General features: G+C 62.3%; 22 protein-coding genes. 16 read left to right on the top strand and 6 right to left on the bottom strand.

What is annotated here, in order from left to right:
• Positions 1-6: 6 nt before the first annotated feature.
• The 5 genes from pyrR to gshB form a co-directional block, all read right to left on the bottom strand.
• Positions 7-513: a bifunctional pyr operon transcriptional regulator/uracil phosphoribosyltransferase PyrR gene (pyrR, locus tag KZH41_RS29220; RefSeq protein WP_094949153.1), complete on the bottom strand. Its 507-nt coding sequence runs from the start codon at positions 511-513 to the stop codon at positions 7-9.
• Positions 514-585: 72 nt separating this feature from the next.
• Positions 586-1,023: a Holliday junction resolvase RuvX gene (ruvX, locus tag KZH41_RS29215; protein WP_003195067.1), complete on the bottom strand. Its 438-nt coding sequence runs from the start codon at positions 1,021-1,023 to the stop codon at positions 586-588.
• The gene (locus KZH41_RS29210; protein ID WP_094949152.1) at positions 1,023-1,592 is read right to left on the bottom strand and encodes a YqgE/AlgH family protein; all 570 of its coding nucleotides are present in this window, start codon (positions 1,590-1,592) and stop codon (positions 1,023-1,025) included. The genes ruvX and KZH41_RS29210 overlap by 1 nt, the downstream gene beginning before the upstream one ends.
• Before the next feature lie 110 nt (positions 1,593-1,702).
• A complete protein-coding gene (locus tag KZH41_RS29205) occupies positions 1,703-2,608 on the bottom strand; it encodes an energy transducer TonB (RefSeq protein ID WP_242153244.1) in 906 nt (301 codons plus the stop codon).
• 77 nt (positions 2,609-2,685) lie between these two features.
• On the bottom strand, positions 2,686-3,639 hold the full coding sequence (gene gshB / locus KZH41_RS29200; protein WP_263274145.1) for a glutathione synthase: 954 nt from the start codon (positions 3,637-3,639) through the stop codon (positions 2,686-2,688).
• Positions 3,640-3,877: 238 nt separating this feature from the next.
• Here gshB and pilG point away from each other — a divergent pair, with 238 nt between their 5' ends.
• From pilG to KZH41_RS29170, 6 genes are all read left to right on the top strand, one after another.
• On the top strand, positions 3,878-4,285 hold the full coding sequence (gene pilG / locus KZH41_RS29195) for a twitching motility response regulator PilG (RefSeq protein WP_003176671.1): 408 nt from the start codon (positions 3,878-3,880) through the stop codon (positions 4,283-4,285).
• A 46-nt stretch (positions 4,286-4,331) separates the two neighbouring features.
• Complete coding sequence (gene pilH / locus KZH41_RS29190) at positions 4,332-4,697, top strand: twitching motility response regulator PilH (protein ID WP_014720320.1); 366 nt, start codon at positions 4,332-4,334, stop codon at positions 4,695-4,697.
• Between the two features lie 12 nt (positions 4,698-4,709).
• Entirely contained in the window at positions 4,710-5,234 is a 525-nt protein-coding gene (locus KZH41_RS29185; protein WP_094949149.1) for a chemotaxis protein CheW, read from the top strand.
• Positions 5,231-7,282 (top strand): methyl-accepting chemotaxis protein, encoded by a 2,052-nt coding sequence (locus KZH41_RS29180; RefSeq protein ID WP_094949148.1) that lies wholly within the window; start codon positions 5,231-5,233, stop codon positions 7,280-7,282. Before KZH41_RS29185 ends, KZH41_RS29180 begins: the two co-directional genes overlap by 4 nt.
• A gap of 177 nt (positions 7,283-7,459) precedes the next feature.
• Positions 7,460-13,276, top strand: coding sequence for an Hpt domain-containing protein (locus KZH41_RS29175; protein WP_263274144.1), 5,817 nt, complete (start codon positions 7,460-7,462; stop codon positions 13,274-13,276).
• Positions 13,269-13,724, top strand: coding sequence for a chemotaxis protein CheW (locus KZH41_RS29170; protein ID WP_263274143.1), 456 nt, complete (start codon positions 13,269-13,271; stop codon positions 13,722-13,724). The genes KZH41_RS29175 and KZH41_RS29170 overlap by 8 nt, the downstream gene beginning before the upstream one ends.
• A 136-nt stretch (positions 13,725-13,860) precedes the next feature.
• On the opposite strand, the gene KZH41_RS29165 is transcribed toward KZH41_RS29170, so the two are convergent.
• Positions 13,861-14,148, bottom strand: a complete 288-nt coding sequence (locus KZH41_RS29165; RefSeq protein ID WP_263274142.1) for a HigA family addiction module antitoxin — start codon at positions 14,146-14,148, stop codon at positions 13,861-13,863.
• Positions 14,149-14,401: 253 nt separating this feature from the next.
• Here KZH41_RS29165 and KZH41_RS29160 point away from each other — a divergent pair, with 253 nt between their 5' ends.
• The 10 genes from KZH41_RS29160 to mdcH all read left to right on the top strand — a co-directional run bounded on the left by KZH41_RS29160 (position 14,402) and on the right by mdcH (position 21,939).
• Positions 14,402-14,785 (top strand): polymorphic toxin type 44 domain-containing protein, encoded by a 384-nt coding sequence (locus KZH41_RS29160; protein WP_263274141.1) that lies wholly within the window; start codon positions 14,402-14,404, stop codon positions 14,783-14,785.
• Positions 14,763-15,182 carry a hypothetical protein gene (locus KZH41_RS29155; RefSeq protein ID WP_263274140.1) on the top strand — a complete coding sequence of 140 codons (420 nt, stop codon included), beginning with the start codon at positions 14,763-14,765 and terminating at the stop codon, positions 15,180-15,182. The genes KZH41_RS29160 and KZH41_RS29155 overlap by 23 nt, the downstream gene beginning before the upstream one ends.
• Before the next feature lie 326 nt (positions 15,183-15,508).
• Entirely contained in the window at positions 15,509-15,748 is a 240-nt protein-coding gene (locus KZH41_RS29150; RefSeq protein WP_263274139.1) for a DUF6124 family protein, read from the top strand.
• Positions 15,749-16,047: 299 nt separating this feature from the next.
• Positions 16,048-17,718 (top strand): malonate decarboxylase subunit alpha, encoded by a 1,671-nt coding sequence (gene mdcA / locus KZH41_RS29145; protein ID WP_094949144.1) that lies wholly within the window; start codon positions 16,048-16,050, stop codon positions 17,716-17,718.
• Positions 17,719-18,552, top strand: a complete 834-nt coding sequence (locus KZH41_RS29140) for a triphosphoribosyl-dephospho-CoA synthase (protein WP_263274138.1) — start codon at positions 17,719-17,721, stop codon at positions 18,550-18,552.
• On the top strand, positions 18,552-18,851 hold the full coding sequence (locus tag KZH41_RS29135; RefSeq protein ID WP_094949142.1) for a malonate decarboxylase subunit delta: 300 nt from the start codon (positions 18,552-18,554) through the stop codon (positions 18,849-18,851). The genes KZH41_RS29140 and KZH41_RS29135 overlap by 1 nt, the downstream gene beginning before the upstream one ends.
• Positions 18,844-19,686 (top strand): biotin-independent malonate decarboxylase subunit beta, encoded by an 843-nt coding sequence (locus tag KZH41_RS29130; protein ID WP_242153229.1) that lies wholly within the window; start codon positions 18,844-18,846, stop codon positions 19,684-19,686. The genes KZH41_RS29135 and KZH41_RS29130 overlap by 8 nt, the downstream gene beginning before the upstream one ends.
• A complete protein-coding gene (mdcE, locus tag KZH41_RS29125) occupies positions 19,683-20,453 on the top strand; it encodes a biotin-independent malonate decarboxylase subunit gamma (protein ID WP_094949140.1) in 771 nt (256 codons plus the stop codon). Before KZH41_RS29130 ends, mdcE begins: the two co-directional genes overlap by 4 nt.
• Positions 20,447-21,043, top strand: coding sequence for a malonate decarboxylase holo-ACP synthase (locus KZH41_RS29120; RefSeq protein ID WP_094949139.1), 597 nt, complete (start codon positions 20,447-20,449; stop codon positions 21,041-21,043). The genes mdcE and KZH41_RS29120 overlap by 7 nt, the downstream gene beginning before the upstream one ends.
• Positions 21,040-21,939 (top strand): malonate decarboxylase subunit epsilon, encoded by a 900-nt coding sequence (mdcH, locus tag KZH41_RS29115; RefSeq protein ID WP_263274137.1) that lies wholly within the window; start codon positions 21,040-21,042, stop codon positions 21,937-21,939. The genes KZH41_RS29120 and mdcH overlap by 4 nt, the downstream gene beginning before the upstream one ends.
• Positions 21,940-22,004 lie beyond the last annotated feature (65 nt).

Raw genomic sequence — 22,004 nt, 5'->3', positions numbered from 1 at the left:
GGCGGTTTAAAGGGCAAGGTCTTGCAGTTCGAGTTCGAGCGGCGTGGGACCGGACAATTTTACCCGCTGGTGGGCTTCCAAGGACAGGGTGGCGCCGACCACATCCGGGCTGATTGGCAATTCGCCGGCCTCCAGGTCCAGCAGGCACACCAAGGTCACGCTGGCCGGGCGGCCGTAGTCGAACAACTCGTTCATGGCGGCGCGGATGGTGCGGCCGCTCATCAACACGTCGTCGATCAGCACCAGGTGTTGGCCTTCGATCTCGAACGGCAGGGCCGAAGGGCGTACTTGCGGGTGCAGGCCGTTCTGGCTGAAGTCGTCGCGGTAGAAGGACACGTCCAGCGTGCCCAGCGGCGAATCACTGCCCAGTTCGTCCAGCAACGCTTGGGCCACCCACACACCGCCAGTGCGAATGCCGATAAAGCGCGGCTCGCTGATGGCACGGTGTTGCAGGTGCGCCTTGAGGCGAATCGCCATTTGGCTGATCAGTTCGGCGGGATTGGGCAGGCTCATGGTGGCTCCTTCAGGGCCTTGCGCAGGCAAGGTCCGGGCTCAAACGTAAAAAGACGCGGCAAGCCGCGTCAGTCAGGATTCAAATAAAGCGGTGTTTTCATCCAGCCAACCCTGCAACAGCAAGGCGGCGGCGATGGCGTCCACGGGGTTGTCGCGGTAGCTGCCTTTCTGCCCACCTCGGTCGCGACGTTCACCCTTGGCTTCAAAGGTGGTCAGGCGCTCGTCGTGGGTATAGAAGGGCAGGTTGTAGCGGCCATTGAGGCGGCGCGCGAACTTTTCGGCGCGCAGGCACATGTCGCTGGGGGTGCCGTCCATGTTCAAGGGCAGGCCGACCACGACGGCATCGGGCTTCCACTCCTTGATCAGGGCTTCGACCTGATTCCAGTCCGGCACGCCGTTCTGGGCTTTCAAGGTGCACAGCTCGCGGGCCTGGCCGGTAATCACCTGGCCGACCGCTACGCCGATCTGTTTGGTGCCGTAGTCAAAACCGAGGATCAAACGCAAGGCCATCAGGCGTGCCCCGCCTGGGTGGTCAGCAGGCTGAGGTTAACCCGCAGCTTGGCCGCCGCCGCTTCCAGGCGCAGTTCGCTGGCCGTGTTGAACAGAATGTCGGCGTCGAACGGGCAGGTCAGCCAGGCATTGCTGGCCAGTTCCGCCTCAAGCTGCCCGGCTTCCCAACCGGCGTAGCCGAGGGTGATCACGCTTTGTTCAGGCCCCACGCCGTCGGCGATGGCGAACAACACGTCCTGGGAGGTGGACAGCGACACACCTTCGAGGTCCACCGTGGCCTGAAACTTGGGCCCGGTGGGGTGCAGCACAAAACCGCGATCGGTCTGCACCGGCCCGCCGATATATATCGGTACGTTTTGGCAACGCGCCGGCGGGTCGATCTCAGGGCGCAATTGCTCAAGAATGTCCGCCAGGCTCAGCTCTTGCGGGCGGTTCACCACCAACCCCATGGCACCATTGGCCGTGTGCTCGACGATGTAGGTCAAGGTTTGCGCAAAGTTCGGGTCGGCCATATGGGGCATAGCGATCAGGAATTGGTGCTTGAGGTAGGTCGGGCTGACATTTTTCATGTCCGCTAGTGTGGCGTTGGAGGGGCGAACTGACAAGCTGCGGTGGACGCTAATTGTGGGGGGCGGGCTCGCCACAAGGGCCCGCAGCCTTTGGCAGAGCGCAGGAACGATCAGTTACTGGACAGCCGATCACCCCGGGCAAACTTCCAGGTGCGGATGATTTCCAGGCGGTCGATGTCGTTCAGGTCGCCGGTAAACGGTGCAAAAGGTGCGGCCAGGCGCACGATGCGTTGGGCGGCCTGGTCCAGCAACGGTTGGCCGGACGACTCCAGCACCTGCACTTCATATAACGAACCGTCACGGTTGATCGACACCAGTAAGCGCAAATTGCCATAGATCTGCTGGCGCCGGGCTTCGTCTGGGTAGTTGAGGTTGCCGATGCGCTCGACCTTCTTGCGCCACTCGTCCTTATACCAGGCGCCTTTGTCGCGCATGGTCGAGGCGGCATTCAAGCGGTAGATACGCGGGCGCTTGGCGTACAGCTGTTGTTCGTTGGCCAGTTCGGCTTCGAGGCTGGAAATCTGGTCGGAGAGCTGCGAACTGTCGAACGTCGGCGCCGGTTTTACTGGCTCGGGTTGCGGCTCGGTCTTGGCTTTCTCGCGCTGGGTCGGGGCTTTTTGCGGTCTCGGCGCGACGGTGGTCACAGCGGCCTTGGGCTCGGCCTGCTTGACCTCTGGCTTAGGCGTGGGCGGCGGGGTGACTTTATTGACCTTATTGTCCTGGAACGGCGCCACTTCGGTGGTCTTGGGCACGGCTTTCTTGTCGAGGGTGCCGCTGCCTTGCTGATTGTCCTGGGCGAGAAAGTCAGCCTTTTCGGGCTTCTTTTCGCTCTTGAACGTGGCGAGGGTGATTTCCAGGGTTTTGGTGATCTGCTTGGGTTCGACGAAGGTGAAGCCCAGGCCGAGCAACAACGCGAGGTGGATCAGGGCTGCCAGGAACAGGGTAAATCCGAGCCGATCAGCCGGGCGCACGCCGCTGTGGGAGAGTTCGGGGGGCAGATCGGGCGGGAGCGTCATGACAAAAAAACCAACATCGCGCGTTTCACAGGTGCCGCATGATAGCGCAATGTTGGTGTGTGTCCGGCTGTTCTATGTCACTTGGCTTGTAGCTTGCGCTCGATGGCCGCCATGAGCATTTCGCCGATGTTCGTGCCAAATGCGTTGTCGATCTCGCGAATACAGGTCGGGCTGGTGACGTTGATTTCGGTGAGGCTCTCACCAATTACGTCAAGTCCTACGAACAGCAGGCCTTTTTCCCGCAGGGTCGGGCCAACCTGAGCGGCGATCCAACGGTCTTTGTCCGACAAAGGCCGTGCCTCACCGCGACCGCCGGCTGCCAGGTTGCCGCGTGTTTCGCCCGCCGCCGGGATACGCGCCAGGCAGTAATCCACCGGCTCGCCGTCGATCATCAGGATGCGCTTGTCGCCGTCCTTGATCGCCGGCAGGTACGCCTGGCCCATAATCTGCTGGGTGCCCAGCGCAGTCAGGGTTTCCAGGATCACCGACAGGTTCGGGTCGCCGGCATGGTGACGGAAGATCGAAGTGCCGCCCATGCCGTCCAGCGGCTTGAGGATCACATCGCCATGTTTGGCGGCGAATTCACGCAGCACATCGGCGCGACGGCTGACCACGGTCGGCGGCGTGCACTGTGGGAAAAGGGTGGCGAACAGCTTTTCATTGCAGTCGCGCAGGCTCTGCGGCTTGTTGACGATCAGCACGCCGGCGCGCTCGGCCTGCTCCAGCAGGTAAGTGGAGTAGACGAACTCCATGTCGAACGGCGGGTCCTTGCGCATCAGGATCACGTCCAGATCGCTCAGCGGGCTGTCGATTTCATCCGCAAGCTCGAACCACTTTTCAGGGTTGGCGAACACCTGCAGCGGGCGCATGCGTGCGCGGGCTTCGCCGTCACCTTGATAAAGGTCGCGCTGCTCCATGTAGAACAGGGTCCAGCCGCGGGCCTGGGCGGCCAGGAGCATGGCCAGCGAGCTGTCCTTTTTATAGGAGATGCTGGCGATAGGGTCCATGACAATGCCGACGCGAACGCTCATGGGGATTTCCTCTAGCAAATTAGGGCGCATAAAAGTGGCGTCAGAGTGGCGCTGCGGCTGTTGTGGGTCAAGGAAAAACCACCTGGCCGGTTGCTCGATAGATTGCGCCCGGAGACTGTGCTAAAAAGACTCCCACGGTGCAGCAGCCCTTGAATTCCAAGGCTTGCAGCGCTCATCCTGTGCAACATCAGGCAGTACACACCGAAAACCGATTCGCTGTGGCGATGGTAGAGCAGATATGGAACAGCATTCCAACGCCTTGAGAGTGATGGTGATCGACGATTCGAAAACGATCCGCCGCACCGCCGAGACCCTGTTGAAGAACGTGGGGTGCGATGTGATCACGGCCATCGACGGTTTCGATGCACTGGCCCGGATTGTTGATCATCACCCGCACATTATCTTTGTCGACATCATGATGCCGCGCCTGGATGGCTATCAAACCTGCGCGCTGGTGAAGAACAACCCGGCGTTCAAGTCGATTCCGGTGATCATGTTGTCCTCCAAGGACGGCCTGTTCGACAAGGCCAAGGGGCGCATCGTTGGTGTCGATCAGTTTTTGACCAAGCCTTTCAGCAAGGAAGAACTGCTGAGTGCGATCAAGGCCTACGTGCCGGGCTTCGCCGCAGTAGAACAAGCACACTGACACCGCCTCACAAGGGCCGGCGTCCACCAATGTAGTGGGGAAAACCATGGCACGTGTTCTGATCGTCGACGATTCGCCGACCGAAATGTACAAACTGACCGGCATGCTGGAAAAGCACGGCCACCAAGTCCTCAAAGCCGAAAACGGCGCGGACGGCGTGGCCCTGGCCCGTCAGGAAAAACCCGACGCCGTGCTGATGGACATCGTGATGCCGGGCCTCAATGGCTTCCAGGCCACCCGCCAGTTGTCCAAGGAGCCGGAAACCAACGGTATCCCGATCATCATCATCACCACCAAGGATCAGGAAACCGACAAAATCTGGGGCGCGCGCCAGGGCGCCAAGGATTACCTGACCAAGCCTGTGGACGAAGAAACCCTGATCGCCACCCTGAACAAGGTGCTGGCCGGCTAACGGCACGCCATCATGACCGAGTCGCAAACCGCCTTCGAGCTGCTGCTGGACATCGACCGCCGCTGCCGCCTGCTGGCCGCCGACCTGCCGTCCCAGGAAACCCGCCTGCAACGTTGGAGCGGGATCGGTTTTCGCCTGGGGCCGTATTGGTATGTGGCGCCGATGGGCGAAGTCGCCGAGGTGTTGCATGAGCCGCGCTGCACCTTGATGCCCGGGGTCAAACCCTGGGTCAAAGGCGTGGCCAACCTGCGCGGGCGCTTGCTGCCGGTGATGGACCTGGGTGGGTTTCTCGAGTTGGGGCAGTCCAAGGCGGGCAAGCAGCGGCGGGTGCTGGTGGTGGAATTCAACGACTTGTTTGTCGGGCTGCTGGTGGACGAGGTGGTGGGCATGCAGCATTTCGCACAAGACGCATTATTAGCGAGCGCCGCGCCCACTGCGCCGTTTATCCAGGGCCAGTTCGACAGCGACCAGCTGTGGCAGGTCTTCAGCCCCTTCGCTTTGGCCCAGGCCCCAGGCTTCATGGATGTTGCCGCATGACCACCGTTACCACGCCCAAACCGCAAGCCGCCTCGCGCAGCCGTTCGCAGATCATCGTGCTGTTTATTGCACTGATCGTGTTTATCATGCTGCTGTTCGCCAACTTCGCGTACCTCAACACCCAGTCCACCTATGACAAGCAGTACATCGGCCACGCCGGTGAGCTGCGCGTGCTGTCCCAGCGCATCGCCAAGAACGCCACCGAAGCCGCCGCCGGCAAGGCTGCCGCGTTCAAGCTGCTGGGCGATGCGCGCAACGATTTCGCCCAACGCTGGGGCTACCTGAAAAAAGGTGATACCGAGACCGGCCTGCCGGCCGCGCCCAGTGCCGTACGCGCCGAGATGCGCGCGGTGCAGACTGACTGGGAAGCGCTGCTGAAAAACACCGACGCGATTCTCGCCAGCGAGCAGACCGTGCTGTCGTTGCACCAAGTGGCCGCCACCCTCGCCGAAACCGTGCCGCAATTGCAGATGGAATCGGAGAAGGTCGTCGACATCCTGCTGCAACGCGGCGCCCCGGCCAGCCAGGTGGCGTTGGCCCAGCGCCAGTCGCTGCTGGCTGAACGCATTCTTGGCGCGGTTAACACCGTGCTGGCCGGTGACGAAACCGCCGTACAGGCTGCCGACGCCTTTGGTCGCGATGCCAACCGCTTCGGCGTGGTACTCAACGGCATGCTCAACGGCAACCCAGGCTTGCGTATCACCCAGGTCGAAGACCACGACGCGCGTGCGCGACTGGCGGAAATCGCCGAGCTGTTCGAGTTTGTCTCCGGCTCCGTGGATGAAATTCTCGAAACCTCGCCGCAGCTGTTCCAGGTGCGCGCTTCGGCGAGCAATATCTTCAACCTGTCGCAAACCCTGCTCGATGAAGCCTCGCACCTGGCCACAGGTTTTGAAAACCTCGCCAGCGGGCGCAGCTTCGACACCATCGGCGGCTATGTGCTGGGCCTGTTGGCACTGGCCTCGATCATCCTGATCGGCCTGGTGATGGTGCGCGAAACCAACCGCCAGTTGCGTGAAACCGCCGAGAAAAACGAGCGCAACCAGAACGCGATCATGCGCCTGCTCGATGAAATCGAAGACTTGGCTGATGGAGACCTGACGGTGACGGCCTCGGTGACTGAAGACTTCACTGGCACCATCGCCGACTCCATCAATTACTCCGTGGACCAACTGCGCGATCTGGTCGCCACCATCAACCTCACCGCCGGGCAAGTGGCCGGCGCGGTGCAGGAAACCCAGGCCACCGCCATGCACCTGGCCCAGGCCTCGGAGCATCAGGCCCAGCAAATTGCCGAAGCGTCTACCGCGATCAACCAGATGGCTCAATCCATTGACCAGGTCTCGGCCAACGCCGCCGAGTCCTCGGCGGTGGCGGAGCGTTCGGTGGAAATCGCCAACAAGGGCAACGAGGTGGTGCACAACACCATCCACGGCATGGACAACATTCGCGAACAGATCCAGGACACCGCCAAGCGCATCAAACGTCTTGGCGAGTCTTCGCAGGAGATTGGCGACATTGTTAGCTTGATTGACGACATTGCCGACCAGACCAACATCCTCGCCCTCAACGCCGCAATCCAGGCGAGCATGGCCGGGGACGCCGGGCGCGGGTTTGCGGTGGTGGCCGACGAAGTGCAGCGGCTGGCCGAGCGTTCATCGGCGGCCACGCGGCAGATTGAAACCTTGGTGCGGGCGATCCAGACCGACACCAATGAGGCAGTTATTTCCATGGAGCAGACCACCACTGAAGTGGTGCGCGGTGCGCGGCTGGCGCAGGACGCCGGGGTGGCGCTGGAAGAGATCGAAGGCGTGTCGAAAACCCTGGCGGCGTTGATCCAGAGTATTTCCAATGCGGCGCAGCAACAGACCTCGTCGGCGGGGCAGATTTCGTTGACCATGAACGTGATTCAGCAGATCACCACGCAGACGTCGTCGGGCTCGACTGCCACGGCGGAAAGCATCGGCAACCTGGCGAAAATGGCCAGTCAGTTGCGCAGGTCGGTGTCAGGTTTCACCCTGCCACCGCCAAAACAGGTAGACGATTGAAAGGCTATCTGGAGAACACCACAGTCCAACTGTGGGAGCTGGCTTGCCTGCGATAGCGGACTGTCAGTTGATACATCTGCAACTGACCCACCGCCATCGCAGGCAAGCCAGCTCCCACAGTGGTTCTCCATTGTTCTTGGTAATACCAGCAATTCACGAATTCTAAGCGGAGCAGTTATGGTTGATCGGCACGACTACGTGGCCCTCGAATGGGTCAAGGGCGACATTGCCGAAACCCTGAAACAGGCCCGTTCGGCGCTGGACGCGTTTGTCGAAACCCGCGACAGCGACGCCATCGCTGAGAGCCTGGCCGGCATCCACCAAGTGCATGGCGCGCTGCAAATGATCGAGTTCTACGGCGCGGCGCTGCTCGCCGAAGAGATCGAAGCACTGGCCCTGGCCCTGCAAGCCGAGCGCGTCGGTCAGCGCGATGAAAGCATCCGCTTGCTGCAACAGGCCCTCGGCCAACTGCCGCTGTACCTCGACCGCGTGCACAGCGCCCGCCGCGACCTGCCGCTGGTGGTGTTGCCGCTGCTCAACGACCTGCGCAGTGCGCGCGGTGAAAGCCTGCTGTCGGAGACCAGCCTGTTCAGCCCGCAACTGTTGTCGATTGCGCCGTTGCCCGATGAGGCCTTGGCCCAGCGCACGCTGCCGGACCTTCACGAGCAGCTGCGCCAGTGGCACCAACTGCTGCTGCAAGCGCTGGCCGGTTTGCTGCGCGAAGACCACGGCCCCAGCAACCTGGAAGACATGGCGCGGGTATTCGCGCGTCTCGAAGCGCTGTGCCAGGGCGCGCCGCTGCTGCCGTTGTGGCAAGTCACCTCGGCACTGGTCGAAGGCATGCTCACCGGTGTGATTGCCAACAGCCCGGCGCTGCGCAGCCTGCTCAAGGCCAGCGGCAAACAACTCAAGCGCCTGCTGGCCCAGGGCATTGGCGGCATCAACCAACCGGCGCCGGATGAACTGCTCAAGAGCCTGCTGTTCTACGTCGCCAAAGTCACCCGGCCGACGCCGCGCATGCAAAGCCTCAAGGAACGCTACGGCCTGGATGAGGCCTTGCCCGACAGCGCCGTGGTCGATGCCGAGCGCGCGCGCTTGGCCGGGCCGGGCCGCAATGCCATGGGCTCGGTGCTCGGTGCCTTGTGCGAGGAACTGGTGCGGGTCAAGGAACGCCTCGACCTGTTCGTGCGCAGCGACCGCCAACACACCCACGACCTCGATGCCTTGCTGGCGCCGCTGCGGCAGATCGCCGATACCTTGGCCGTGCTGGGTTTCGGCCAGCCGCGCAAGGTCATCATCGACCAGCTCGCCGTGGTGCTGAGCCTGGTCCAGGGCCAGCGCGAACCCAATGACGCCGTGTTGATGGACGTCGCCGGCGCCTTGCTCTACGTCGAAGCCACGCTGGCGGGCATGGTCGGCACCGTCGAACCGGAAAGCCGTGAAGAAAGCCGCCTGCCCACCACCGACCTGACCCAGATTCACCAGTTGGTGATCCGCGAATCCTGCCAGTGCTTGCGCCAGGCCAAAGAGCTGGTGATCGACTGCATCGAGGCCGATTGGGACCGCCAGCGCCTGGAGTCGCTGCCGGAACTGCTGAGCCAAGTGCGCGGCGCGTTAGCGATGATCCCGCTGCCACGTGCGGCGAGCCTGATGCGCGGCTGCACCGATTACGTCGATGAACAGTTGATGGCCAGTGATACCGCACCGCCCGAGGCGCAGCTGGCGCACTTTGCCGACGTGATCAGCAGCCTGGAGTACTACCTGGAACGCATGCTCCAGGACCCCGACGCCGCTGGCGAACGGGTGCTGGAATTGGCCACCCAAGGCCTGGCGGCACTCGGCTATTTGCCCGCTGCAAAACCTTGGCGCCAAGCGCTGGTGGCGCCGGATGGCGCGCTGTCCAGCGAGATCACGCCGAGCCAATCACAGTTCGATGCCTTGGCCAGCCCCACTTCGCGCCTGAACCCACCGGCCCTGCAGCGTCCGGGCAGCCTGCTGCCGCCACCCGCTGGCGAAGAGCCCATCGACGATGAACTGCGCGACGTCTTCCTTGAAGAAACCGACGAAGTCCTCGAAGTGCTGCATCGCTATTTGCCCAACAGCGCCGACAAAACCGCTCAAGGCGAAATGCGCCGTGCCTTCCACACCTTGAAAGGCAGTGGCCGTATGGTCCGCGCCCTAGTGCTGGCGGAGTTGGCCTGGGCGGTGGAAAACCTGCTTAACCGCGTGCTCGAACGCAGCGTGACCCTCGGCCCTGACGTGCAACAGGTGCTGGATGAGGCCGTGGCCCTGCTGCCGGAACTGATCGCCGACTTCGCGGCCGACGACCAGCGCCAGCGCAATGAAGTCGACGCCCTGGCCGCCCGCGCACACGCTTTGGCCAGCGGCACCGAGCCGGCCGCAGAGCCCCACGACCCGATGTTGCTGGAGATCTTCCGCAACGAAGCCCAGAGCCACCTGGAAAGCCTCAACCACTTCCTGCAACAGGCCGCCGAACACGTGCCGCTGCAAGTCAGCGATGAACTGCAGCGCGCCCTGCACACCCTCAAGGGCAGCGCCTACATGGCCGGCGTGTTGCCAATTGCTGAACTGGCGCGGCCGCTGGATCACCTGACCCGCGAATACAAAGCCCACCGACTGCCGCTGGACCTGGATGAAGTGGAGCTGCTGCTGGAAGCCGAGGGCCTATTCCAGCGTGGCTTGCGCCAACTCGACAGTGACCCACTGGTGCCGATCAAGGGCGCGCCAGACCTGATCAGCCGCACCCAAAGCCTGCTCGATCAACAGCTGCAAGCCTTGCTCGACGCGCCCAACACCGGGCTTCGCATCAAGCGCGACCCGCAGCTGATTGCCAACTTCCTGGCCCAAGGCATGGACATTCTGCTGGACGCCGAAAGCCTGCTGCGCCGCTGGCAGCAACACCCCGGCGAGCGACAGGAACTGACTGCGCTGCTGGACGAATTGACCACCTTGGGCGAGGGCGCGCACATCGCCGACCTGCACGCCATCGACGCGCTGTGCGAAGCCTTGCTGGATCTGTATGGCGCCGTGGAGGAGAGCAGCCTGGCGGTCAGCGAACGGTTTTTCCATGAGGCCGAACAGGCCCATGAAGCGCTGATCAACATGCTCGACCAACTCGCAGCCGGCCAGGAAATCAACCCGGCCCCGGCGCGGGTGCAAGCCCTGCGCGAACTGCTCGATGAAGCCCTCGACCCGTCCGCCACCGGCCTGATCAAAAGCGACGGCAGCCGCGCCCTGAGTATCTGCGAACTGGGCGCCGCCACGGCCCAGTTGGACCAGGACACGGTGATGGACGACGAGATCGTCGAGATCTTCCTGGAAGAGGCGGTGGACATCCTCGACAGCGCCGGGCAGTCGCTCAAACGTTGGTTGTTGGAGCCGGATAGCACCGCACCGTTGTCGTCGTTACATCGGGATTTGCACACCCTCAAGGGCGGCGCGCGCATGGCCGAAATCGGCCCGATTGGCGACCTGGCCCATGAGTTGGAATGCCTTTACGAAGGGTTGGTGGACCGTCGCTACAGCTACTCGACCGAACTGTCCCAAGTGCTGATGGCCAGCCATGAACGGCTGGCCTTGCAGTTGGATGAACTGCAAGACCATCAGCCCCTTAGCGACTCCGGCGACTTGATCGCCCAACTGCGCGAGTTACGCCAGAGCAGCACGCCCGCTACGCCTACCGCTGCACCGGAAGCGGCGACGGCTGATCCTGAATTGCTGGATATCTTCCTCGAAGAAGCCGCCGATATTCTCGACAGCTCAAGCAGCGCTTTGCTGCGCTGGCAGGCCGAGCCGAGCAACCGCCAGGAAGTGGAAACCCTGCTGCGCGACCTGCACACCCTCAAGGGCGGCGCGCGCATGGTCGAGATCGGGCCGATTGGCGATCTGGCCCATGAGTTGGAGTTTCTCTACGAAGGGCTGTCTGCTGGTTTGCTCGCGCCGTCGCCGGAGCTGTTCGCGTTGCTGCAAGGTTGCCATGACCGCCTGGCGCAGATGATCGACGCCGTGGCGGGCGGGGCGCCAGTAGGGTCGGTGGACAAACTCATCGAGCGCATCAAAAGCCTGGTGCACCCCAGCGATGAATCGCTAGCGCCGGTAGCCTTGCCGGCCGGCAAGGCCGAGACGGCGGTTGATCCCGCCGCCGACATGGTGAAAATCTCCGCCGATTTGCTCGATGACTTGGTCAACCTGGCCGGTGAAACCTCGATCTTCCGTGGCCGTATCGAGCAACAGGTCAACGACGCTCGCGTTGCTCTTAACGAGGTCGAAACCACCATCGAGCGCATGCGCGACCAGCTGCGCCGCCTCGACACCGAAACCCAGGGCCGTATCCTCAGCCGTCAGCAGGCCGAGGCCGAGCGCCTGGGTTACGAAGAGTTCGACCCGCTGGAAATGGACCGCCATTCGCAGTTGCAGCAGTTGTCGCGTGCGCTGTCCGAATCGGCCTCCGACCTGTTGGACCTCAAGGAAACCCTCGACCGCCGCAACCAGGATGCGCACACCCTGTTGCAGCAACAGGCGCGTATCAACACCGAGTTGCAGGAAGGCCTGATGCGCACGCGCATGGTGCCGTTTGAACGCATGCTGCCGCGCCTCAAACGCATCGTGCGCCAGGTGGCGGAGGAGTTGGGCAAGGACGTTGAGTTTGTGGTCGGCAACGCCGAAGGCGAGATGGACCGCAACGTGCTGGAACGCATGGTGGCGCCGCTGGAACATATGCTGCGCAACGCCGTCGACCATGGCCTGGAGTCCCGCGAGGCACGCATGCTGGCCGGTAAGCCAGAGAAGGGCCGTATCAGCCTGGACCTGACCCACGAAGGCGGCGACATCGTCTTCGACATGCGCGACGACGGTGCCGGTGTGCCGCTGGACGCGGTGCGGCGCAAGGCGATCAAGCGCGGCTTGCTCACGCCTGATCAAGACATCAGCGACCGCGACGTGTTGCAGTTCATCCTGCAGCCGGGCTTCTCCACGGCGGAAAAAATCACCCAGATTTCTGGGCGCGGCGTGGGCATGGACGTAGTGCACGAAGAAGTGCGCCAGCTTGGCGGCTCGATGTTCATCGACTCGACGCCGGGCTCGGGCGTGCACTTTCGCATTCGCCTGCCGTTTACCGTGTCGGTCAACCGCGCGCTGATGGTGCAGTGCGCGGACGACCAATACGCGATCCCGCTCAACACCATCGAAGGCTTGGTGCGTGTACTGCCCCACGAGCTGGCCGGGCACTATCAGCAAGACCCACCGCGCTACGAGTACGCCGGCCAGCGCTATGAATTGTTTTACCTGGGCGACTTGCTGCACACCGTCGCCCGGCCGAAACTGCTGAGCCAGTTCCAACCGGTGCCGGTGTTGCTGGTGCAATGCAACGAGCGGCGCGTGGCGGTGCATGTGGATGACATGGCCGGTACGCGCGAGATCGTGGTCAAGGGCTTGGGGCCGCAGTTTGCCGGCGTGCAAGGGTTGTCCGGGGCGACCATTCTGGGCGATGGCCGCGTGGTGCTGATTATCGACTTGCTGGCGCACATCCGCGCACGGCAACCGGCGTTGCCGGCCCAGTCGGTCGACGCGCCGCTGATCCTCAATGACCCGCTGAAAAAGCGCCCGCTGCTGGTGCTGGTGGTGGACGACTCGGTCACCGTGCGCAAAGTCACCAGCCGCCTGCTGGAGCGTAACGGCATAAACGTGCTCACCGCCAAAGACGGCATCGACGCCATCGCACTGCTCGAAGAACATACCCCGGACCTGATGCTGCTCGACATCGAAATGCCGCGTATGGACGGCTTCGAAGTGGCTATCCAGGTGCGCAACGACCCCCGGCTGATGCGCTTGCCGATCATCATGATCACCTCGCGCACTGGCCAGAAACACCGCGACCGCGCCATGACCATCGGCGTCAACGACTACCTCGGCAAGCCGTACCAAGAGTCGGTGCTGCTGGAAAGCATCGCCTACTGGAGCAAGTCCCATGCTTGACCACCGCACCAGCCAACTCACCGGCCTGCTACTGCCCCTGACCGACCGCCACCTGGTGCTGCCCAACGTCGCCATCGCCGAACTGATCGACTTCCAACGCGGCGAGCCGGCCAGCGATGCACCGCCGTGGTATCTGCGGCAAGTGACATGGCGCGATCGGCAATTACCGCTGATCAGCTTTGAAGCGGCGTGCGGTGAGGCCAGCGTGACCGGCGAGCGCTCGCGGATTGTGGTGTTGAACGCGCTGGGCGGGCGGCCGACGTTGAAGTTTATTGCGATGGTGATTCAGGGAATTCCGCGTTCGTACAAGTTGGATAGCCAACTGAGTTACGTCGACGTGCCGCTGTGCCCGCTGGAGCTGGCGGCGGTGCAAGTGGGGGAACATGTGGCGAAGGTGCCTGATTTGATGGGGTTGGAGGCGCTGTTGGTCGAATCCGGCTTGGCCTGACCATAAGCCTTGTGAAGATCCAATGTGGGAGCTGGCTTGCCTGCGATGGCGGCTTGTCAGTCACTGCATCAACAACTGACCCACCGCTATCGCAGGCAAGCCAGCTCCCACACTGAGTTGTGCTCGGCCCAAGATATCAATCAATCCGCGCAAACCGATCAATCACCGGTTGCTCCCGATGCTCGGCCTGCCACAAATCGTAGGCACTTTGCATCGACAACCATAGCTGCGCAGTACTCACGTCCGCCCGCTCCAGCCTCACGGCAAGGTCGAGGCTGACAGGCGTATGGCCATCCAAGATTCTTGAAAATGTCTCGCGGGCAAAGCCTAGGCGTCGTGCCATTTCAGTGATGGTAATGCCCAAGGCTGGGATCACATCTTCAAGCAGGATTTCGCCTGGGCGAGGTGGGTTGTGCATGGGCATCTTGGTGCGTCCTGCTGCGGTGAGCATCTGCCATGAAGGCTAGGCAGGCGCGTTCCGAGCGGCAACCCTAAAGCACTGTATGAAACTTCCTTTTTGCCACTTCGGCTCTACTCATTTGATGCGAATTGATAGCACTAATGTCGGAAGTGGATGGATTTGTTGTAGGTGCATTCTGCATTTGGATTAAGCGGGTTTTCAGGCCTGAGTGGAGTGGCTAGCTTCTGCGCTCCTCACTGCCAGCAAGGACCCGCAAATGGCCGTACCGTTAATGCCGCCCGGTGCTTCAATTTTTGAAAACATGGCGATATCTCGATGCAAACGCACTCATCTCAAGCCGGGCTCGGCATTCGCCTATTCTTGGTTTTATTCTCAGGTCAGGGCTGCTGGCCCGTGGAACTACAAGAAGCGAGGGCGCGAGTATGAAGCTTTTGGTAACTTTAATTACGGTGCCACAGGGACGGTGCTGGGTATTCCCGAGCATGTATTGCTGCGAGCCGCCGGTGTGGCTCAAACCGTCGCAAAAACCACCCTTCCGGATTTTGGAACATGGTGGGGCGGTGAACCTTTTGGTGATGACCCACGGGACCAATATTGGATAAGAAAAGGTATTGAATATGCAATTTCGCAAGGCCATTAAGCGCCTCATACCATTTCTGCGTAATTGCCTGCTTGTGGTCTGCCTGATCTATATCGGCGGCACTTGGTTCCTGTCGTCCGGAACACCGGATCTGGATGAAGTGGTGTTGAAGCATTCATTGGGTAACGGCACCTCGATCTATGGTGCGCGAGACGGCCAGGGCGGTGCGACGGTAGGATTTTCCTACAGGTACTACGTCCATGAGGACTTGGGGAGTGATCAGGAAATACTCACCGCATTAGTGTCTGCACATCCTTTTCTGAAGACCAAAGAGCCCGATGTTCAAGTAAGTGATGAAGGCGGCGCGCTGCACCTGATCATTCAGGGAGAGGTGTATGAGTACCACAGCTATGCGCTGGAGGGCTTGGGGGCGGTCAAGGTGATGATGGCTTTTTGATGGTCCGGTCTTCGGATTTTTCCTGCAAGATTTCGGGCTGTGCATGAACTTGTTGTGGGCAGTCATGGCGGCTAGTCTTCGTCCCGTCATCGAAAAAACGGTGACACGGACGTGCAAGTCCGACGAAACTGTTTAGGCGTACAAACGCCCAGCCAACCACGGGCGTTTTTTGTGGTCGCTGCTTTATGGCGGCTGCGCGCAGGAGGTCTTCGGACCTGCTGGGTGTCCTAAACAGGCCCGGTCTTGCACACCTGCGCACGGTCGCCACCCTCATTCGCGTGCAAGCGAACGGTGGCGCTCCTTACAAACTGTTTAGGAGTTTCATCATGGTCAAACCTACCCCTAATCCGCCTCTCTTCACCGTCAACCCACACCAAAACACCGAAGCTCTACTGGTCAACGCCAGCGAAACTTTATCGTCGCTAAACGCGATGACCTGCAATCTTGCCTTCAACCTGGACACCTCCCAGCGCGCAATCATGCTCGGCATTCAGCAAATGGCCGAGTTGAGTCAGTTGCTGGTCGATAGAGCGCTGGAACACGTCAGCCCTGCGCCGGTAGGTTGAAGCGGTCCCAAACAGGGACCGATCGGTCCCTGTTTGGGACCGCTACCTAACAACCACCACCGAACAAATGTGGGAGCGGGCTTGCTCGCGAATGCAGGGTGTCAGCCGGTACATGTGTCACTGACCCACCGCATTCGCGAGCAAGCCCGCTCCCACATTTTGATCTTCATTTGGTCATAGATCAGCGATTGCTGACGATCCATTACTCCAACCGTAACGATCCAGCTTCGGGCTTGATTGATACCCCCCAATTTCACTCCTAAGGTACAGCCCACGACAGCAAACCCCGTGGAGCGACCATGACAACAACTATCACCCCCGACTCGCGCTGGACGCGGCGGCGCGACGAGAAGCAGCGGCGTCTCGGGCTGGTCAAAAAATACGCAGACGGGGCGGTGTTGCCCAGCGACAAAATCGTCGAGGCCCTGGAAGCCCTGATCCTCCCTGGCGACCGCGTGGTGCTGGAGGGCAATAACCAAAAGCAAGCCGATTTCCTCTCGCGCTCCCTGGCCAAGGCCGACCCGGCCAAGCTCCACGATTTGCACATGATCATGCCCAGTGTCGGCCGCTCCGAGCACTTGGACCTGTTTGAAAAGGGTATCGCGCGCAAGCTGGACTTCTCCTTTGCCGGCACCCAATCCTTGCGCATCAGCCAGTTGCTGGAAGACGGCTTGCTGGAAATCGGCGCGATCCACACCTATATCGAACTCTACGCACGGCTGGTGGTGGATTTGATCCCCAACGTCGTACTGTCGGCCGGTTTCATGGCCGACCGCGCCGGCAATATCTACACTGGCGCCAGCACCGAAGACACGCCGGCGCTGATCGAGCCTGCCGCGTTCAGCGATGGCATCGTGATCGTGCAGGTCAACCAGTTGGTGGATGACGTCACGGATTTGCCCCGCGTCGACATCCCAGCCAGCTGGGTGGATTTTGTGGTGGTGGCCGACAAGCCGTTCTACATCGAGCCGTTGTTCACCCGCGACCCGCGCCATATCAAGCCGGTGCATGTGCTGATGGCGATGATGGCGATCCGTGGCATCTACGAAAAACACAATGTGCAGTCGCTTAACCACGGCATCGGCTTCAACACGGCCGCTATCGAATTGATCCTGCCGACCTACGGCGAATCCCTCGGTCTTAAAGGTAAAATCTGCCGCAACTGGACCCTCAACCCGCACCCGACACTGATCCCCGCTATCGAAAGCGGCTGGGTGCAAAGCGTGCATTGCTTCGGCACCGAACTGGGCATGGAGAACTACATCGCCGCAAGGCCGGATGTGTTCTTCACCGGCCGTGACGGCTCGATGCGTTCCAACCGGATGTTCTGCCAACTCGCCGGCCAGTACGCGGTGGACCTGTTTATCGGCGCCACCCTGCAAGTGGATGGCGACGGGCATTCCTCCACCGTAACCCGTGGCCGCCTTGCCGGTTTTGGTGGTGCGCCGAACATGGGCCATGACCCGCGTGGCCGTCGCCATGGCACCCCGGCGTGGCTGGATATGCGCCACGATGACGCGCCGCAAGCCTTGCTTGAACGTGGCAAAAAGTTGGTTGTACAAATGGTTGAAACCTTCCAGGAAGGCGGCAAACCTACGTTCGTCGAAACCCTCGACGCAGTGGAAGTGGCGCGCAAAAGCGGCATGCCGCTGGCGCCGATCATGATCTACGGCGACGACGTCACCCACTTGCTCACCGAAGAAGGCATCGCCTACCTGTACAAGGCGCGCTCCTTGGAAGAGCGCCAGGCGATGATCGCCGCCGTGGCAGGCGTCACCGCCATCGGCATGCGCCACAACCCCAAGGACACCGCGCGCATGCGCCGCGAAGGCTTGATCGCCTTGCCCGAAGACCTCGGCATCCGCCGCACCGACGCCACCCGTGAGCTGTTGGCCGCCAAGAGTGTGGCCGACTTGGTGGAGTGGTCCGGTGGCTTGTACAACCCGCCCGCCAAGTTCAGGAGCTGGTAAATGCGCGCGCTCAAATTGCATGAAATAAGCCTCGCTGATCGCCTGGCGGATAGGGCCGTCGATGCGCTGATCGATGAGGCTGACCTGTCGCCCAAACCCGCCTTGGTGGACCGTCGCGGCAACGGCGCCCACAGCGATTTGCACCTGGGCCTGATGCACGCTTCGGCACTGTCACTGTGGCCGATGTTCAAAGAAATGGCGGAAGCCGCGCTTGAATTCGGTGAAGTCGGTTTACCTCTGCGCGAAGCCCTCGGGCGTATCGGTCGTGAAGGTGAACAGGCCATGCTCACCACCACCCACGGCGTGAACACCCATCGCGGCGCGATCTGGGCGCTCGGTTTACTTACCGCTGCCGCCGCCCTGGAGCCACGCGCCGTCACGCTGACGGCGGCCCAACTGGCCCTGCTCAACGACCGCTACGCCCCGCAGCCCCTGAGCCACGGCGCCCAGGTTGCGCAACGCTACGGCGCGCGCGGCGCCCGTGAAGAAGCGCAACTGGGCTTCCCGTCGGTGATGCAACGCGGCCTGCCGCAACTGCACAAAAGCCGCCGGCAAAACGCTGGCGAACAAAACGCCCGCCTGGACGCCTTGCTCGCGATCATGACCGACCTGGCCGACACCTGCGTGCTCTACCGCGCAGGCACCGAAGGCTTGCACGCCATGCAACGCGGTGCCCAAGCCGTGCTGGATGCGGGCGGCAGCGCAACCCTCGCCGGCCGGCGCCAACTGCACGCACTCGATCTCCAATTGCTGGCCCTGAATGCCTCCCCCGGCGGCGCCGCCGACCTGTTGGCCGCCTGCCTGTTTATCGACCGCCTCGACGGAGCGTTGTGATGGAAACCTTATCCTTTGAATTCCCCGCCGGGCAGCCGCCCAAGGGCCGTGCGCTGGTGGGGTGTGTCGGCTCCGGCGACCTGGAAGTGCTGCTGGAACCGGGCACGCCCGGCACGCTGACTATCCAGGTGCAGACCTCGGTGAATGGCGCCGAACAACGCTGGCAGCATCTGTTCGAGCGGATCTTCCAGGCGTACACGCCGCCGGCCTTGAAGATTGATATCCACGACTTTGGCGCCACGCCCGGCGTGGTGCGCTTGCGCCTGGAGCAAGGCTTCGAGGAGATCGGCCATGACTGACTTGCTCAACAAACACAGCTTCGTTGAACTGGGCGCACGGCAGCGGGCCAAGGCCTTGCTGGACGCCGGCTCTTATCGCGAACTGATCGACCCCTTTCAACGCGTGATGTCGCCCTGGCTCAGCCGCCAAGGCGTGGTGCCCCAGGCCGATGACGGCGTGGTGATTGCCAAGGGCAACATCGCCGGATTGCCAGTCGTGGTCGCTGCTATCGAAGGCAACTTCCAGGGCGGCAGCCTGGGTGAAGTCGGCGGCGCGAAAATCGCCGGTGCCCTTGAACTGGCGGCTGAAGACAACCGCAAGGGCATCCCGACCCGCGCGGTGCTGTTGCTGGAAACCGGCGGCGTGCGCTTGCAGGAAGCCAACCTCGGCCTGGCGGCGATTGCCGATATCCACGCGGCGATTGTCGACCTGCGTCAGTACCAGCCGGTGATCGGCGTGGTGGCGGGCAGTGTTGGTTGCTTTGGCGGCATGTCCATCGCCGCGGGGTTGTGCAGTTACCTCGTCGTTACCCGCGAAGCGCGCCTGGGCCTTAACGGCCCGCAAGTGATCGAGCAGGAAGCGGGCCTGGACGAATACGACTCTCGCGACCGCCCGTTTATCTGGAGCCTCACCGGAGGCGAGCAACGTTTTAACAGCGGCTTGGCTGACCGTTATGTGGCGGACGATGTGGCGCAGGTGCAACAGACTGTCACCGCGCTGTTGCAACAAGGCTTGCCCGAACGTCAGCGCAGCCGTCAGGCCGATGTCTACCTGGCGCGCCTGGCCGAACTCGACGCCACGCCGCAAATCGACGCGGCCACGGTGCGCGACCTGTATCAAGGAGACCGCTCATGAGAGGGTTGCAGTGGTTCAACGCATTGAGCGCCGGCGCCACGCCTGTGGAAGGGCTGCCGGCCTCGCTGAAAGTCGCCGACGGCGTGTTAGGTGAACAAGCCGTGCGCTTCATCGCCGTGGTCACCGACGCGCAAAACCGTTTCCCGCGTGCGCGCAATGGCGAAGTCGGCTTGCTCGAAGGCTGGGGCTTGGCCAAGGCCGTGGACGAAGCCATCGCCCGTGGCGACAAGCGCCCGATCATCGCCATCGTCGATGTGCCCAGCCAAGCTTACGGCCGTCGCGAAGAAGCCCTCGGCATCCATCAAGCCCTGGCCGCCGCCGCCGACAGCTACGCCCGCGCTCGGTTGGCCGGCCACCCAGTAATCGCGTTGCTGGTGGGCAAGGCCATGTCCGGGGCGTTTCTCGCCCACGGCTATCAGGCCAACCGGATGATCGCCCTGCGTGACCCCGGCGTGATGGTGCACGCCATGGGCAAGGCCTCGGCGGCGCGGGTGACCCTGCGCAGCGTCGAAGAGCTCGAAGCCCTGGCCGCCAGCGTGCCGCCCATGGCCTACGACATCGACAGTTATGCCAGCCTCGGTTTGCTCTGGGAAACGCTGTCGGTCAGGCAGATTGAACAACCCACGGCGGACGATGTGGTGCGGGTCAGTGATTGCTTGCTGCACGCTATCAACGATGTCGCTGGCCCGGATTTAAAAGGACGCCTGGGCGCCACCCATCGCGCCGCTTCCAGCCACGTACGCCAACTGCTGCGGGAGCAGTGGTGAACGCGCACGATTTGCTCTGGGGCATGGCCCCGGCGCATCTGCCCACCGATGCGCCGGCCTGGGCGCTGGATGTGATCAGCGCCGGCCACCCGGTGGTGGTGCGTCGTGCCATCGCCGAGTCGGGCCAGGTGGCGATCGGCGTGCGCGGGCGTTTGCGTGAGCAGCGGTTTGCGGCAGTGATGCCCGTCGCGGCCGTGCAGCGGCGAGTAACGCCGGAGGCTTTGCGTGGGGTGATCTCGCGTCGGGATCTACCGGCGTTGCGCGCGCTCGATCTACTGCGCCCGGTGTTGGCGCAGGAGGCGTGGGGCGTCACAGGCAGCGCGGGTTTCGAGCTGGCCAGCGGAATTGAAGCGCTGCATGAGCAGAGCGACCTGGATTTGATCCTGCGCACGCCCGAGCGGCTGGCGCGCGGCGATGCCGAGGATCTGCTGGCGATACTGGACACCGCACCGTGTGCCGTGGACCTGCAACTGCAAACCCCATTTGGCGCCGTTGCCTTGCGCGAATGGGCCGGCGGCTCACGCCGGGTACTGCTGAAAACCCTCAGCGGCGCGCATTTGGTGGTGGACCCGTGGCAGGCCGTGGCATGAGCAGCCTTCTGGTGTTTCCGGGGCAGGGCGCCCAACGCACGGGCATGCTCCAGGCGCTGGCGGCTGACATTCTGCAAGAAGCCAGTGATGCCTTGGGCGAAGACGTTCGCACGCTCGATTCGGCACACGCCTTGGCAAGCACGCGTGCCGTTCAGCTATGCCTGCTGATCGTCGGTGTCGCCCATGCCCGCCAGTTGCAACACACGCCCGATTACGTCGCGGGCCTGTCCATCGGCGCCTACCCGGCGGCGGTGATCGCGGGCGCCCTGGATTTTGCCGACGCAGTAAAACTGGTCAGCCTGCGCGGCGAACTGATGCAAAGCGCTTATCCACAAAGCTTTGGGATGACCGCGATCATCGGCCCGGAGTTATCCACAGTCGAAAATGTGCTCGCCGAAATCCACAGTCCGCAAACCCCGGTGTATTTGGCCAATATCAACGCCGACAACCAAACCGTCATCGCCGGCAGCGACGAGGCAATGAAGCTCGTCGCAGCACGCATCAAAGGCAACGGCGTTGTTAAGCGCCTGGCCGTCAGCGTGCCGTCCCATTGCGCGCTGCTGGAGGCGCCTGCCCAGACGCTGGCCCAAGCGTTCGTGACGCTCAAAGCGCCGCGTATTACCTACCTGAGCAGCACCCGCGCGCGGCCGATCCACAACCCTGAGCAACTGCGCGACGACCTGGCCTTCAACATGTGCCGCATTGTCGATTGGCGCGGCACCGTGCAGAGCGCCTACGAGCGTGGCGTGCGCTTGCAAATCGAACTGCCGCCGGGCGCGGTGCTGACCGGCCTGTCACGCCGTGTCTTCGAACAAGGCACGGTGATCGCCTGCGAAGGCGCACGCCTGGACACCTTGCAGGCCCTGCTGCAAGAGGAGGAGCGCCGCCACCGATAAAGCATTACCCAAGGCTTTCGAAGCACAAAAACAACAATTTCGATGAAGCACTTTGAGGAAAAACA

It is taken from the genome of Pseudomonas sp. YeP6b, from assembly GCF_025642995.1.
Taxonomy (GTDB): Bacteria; Pseudomonadota; Gammaproteobacteria; order Pseudomonadales; family Pseudomonadaceae; genus Aquipseudomonas.
The sequence above is the reverse complement of the archived record's forward strand: the minus strand, read 5'-3'. Positions and strand labels throughout refer to the sequence as shown.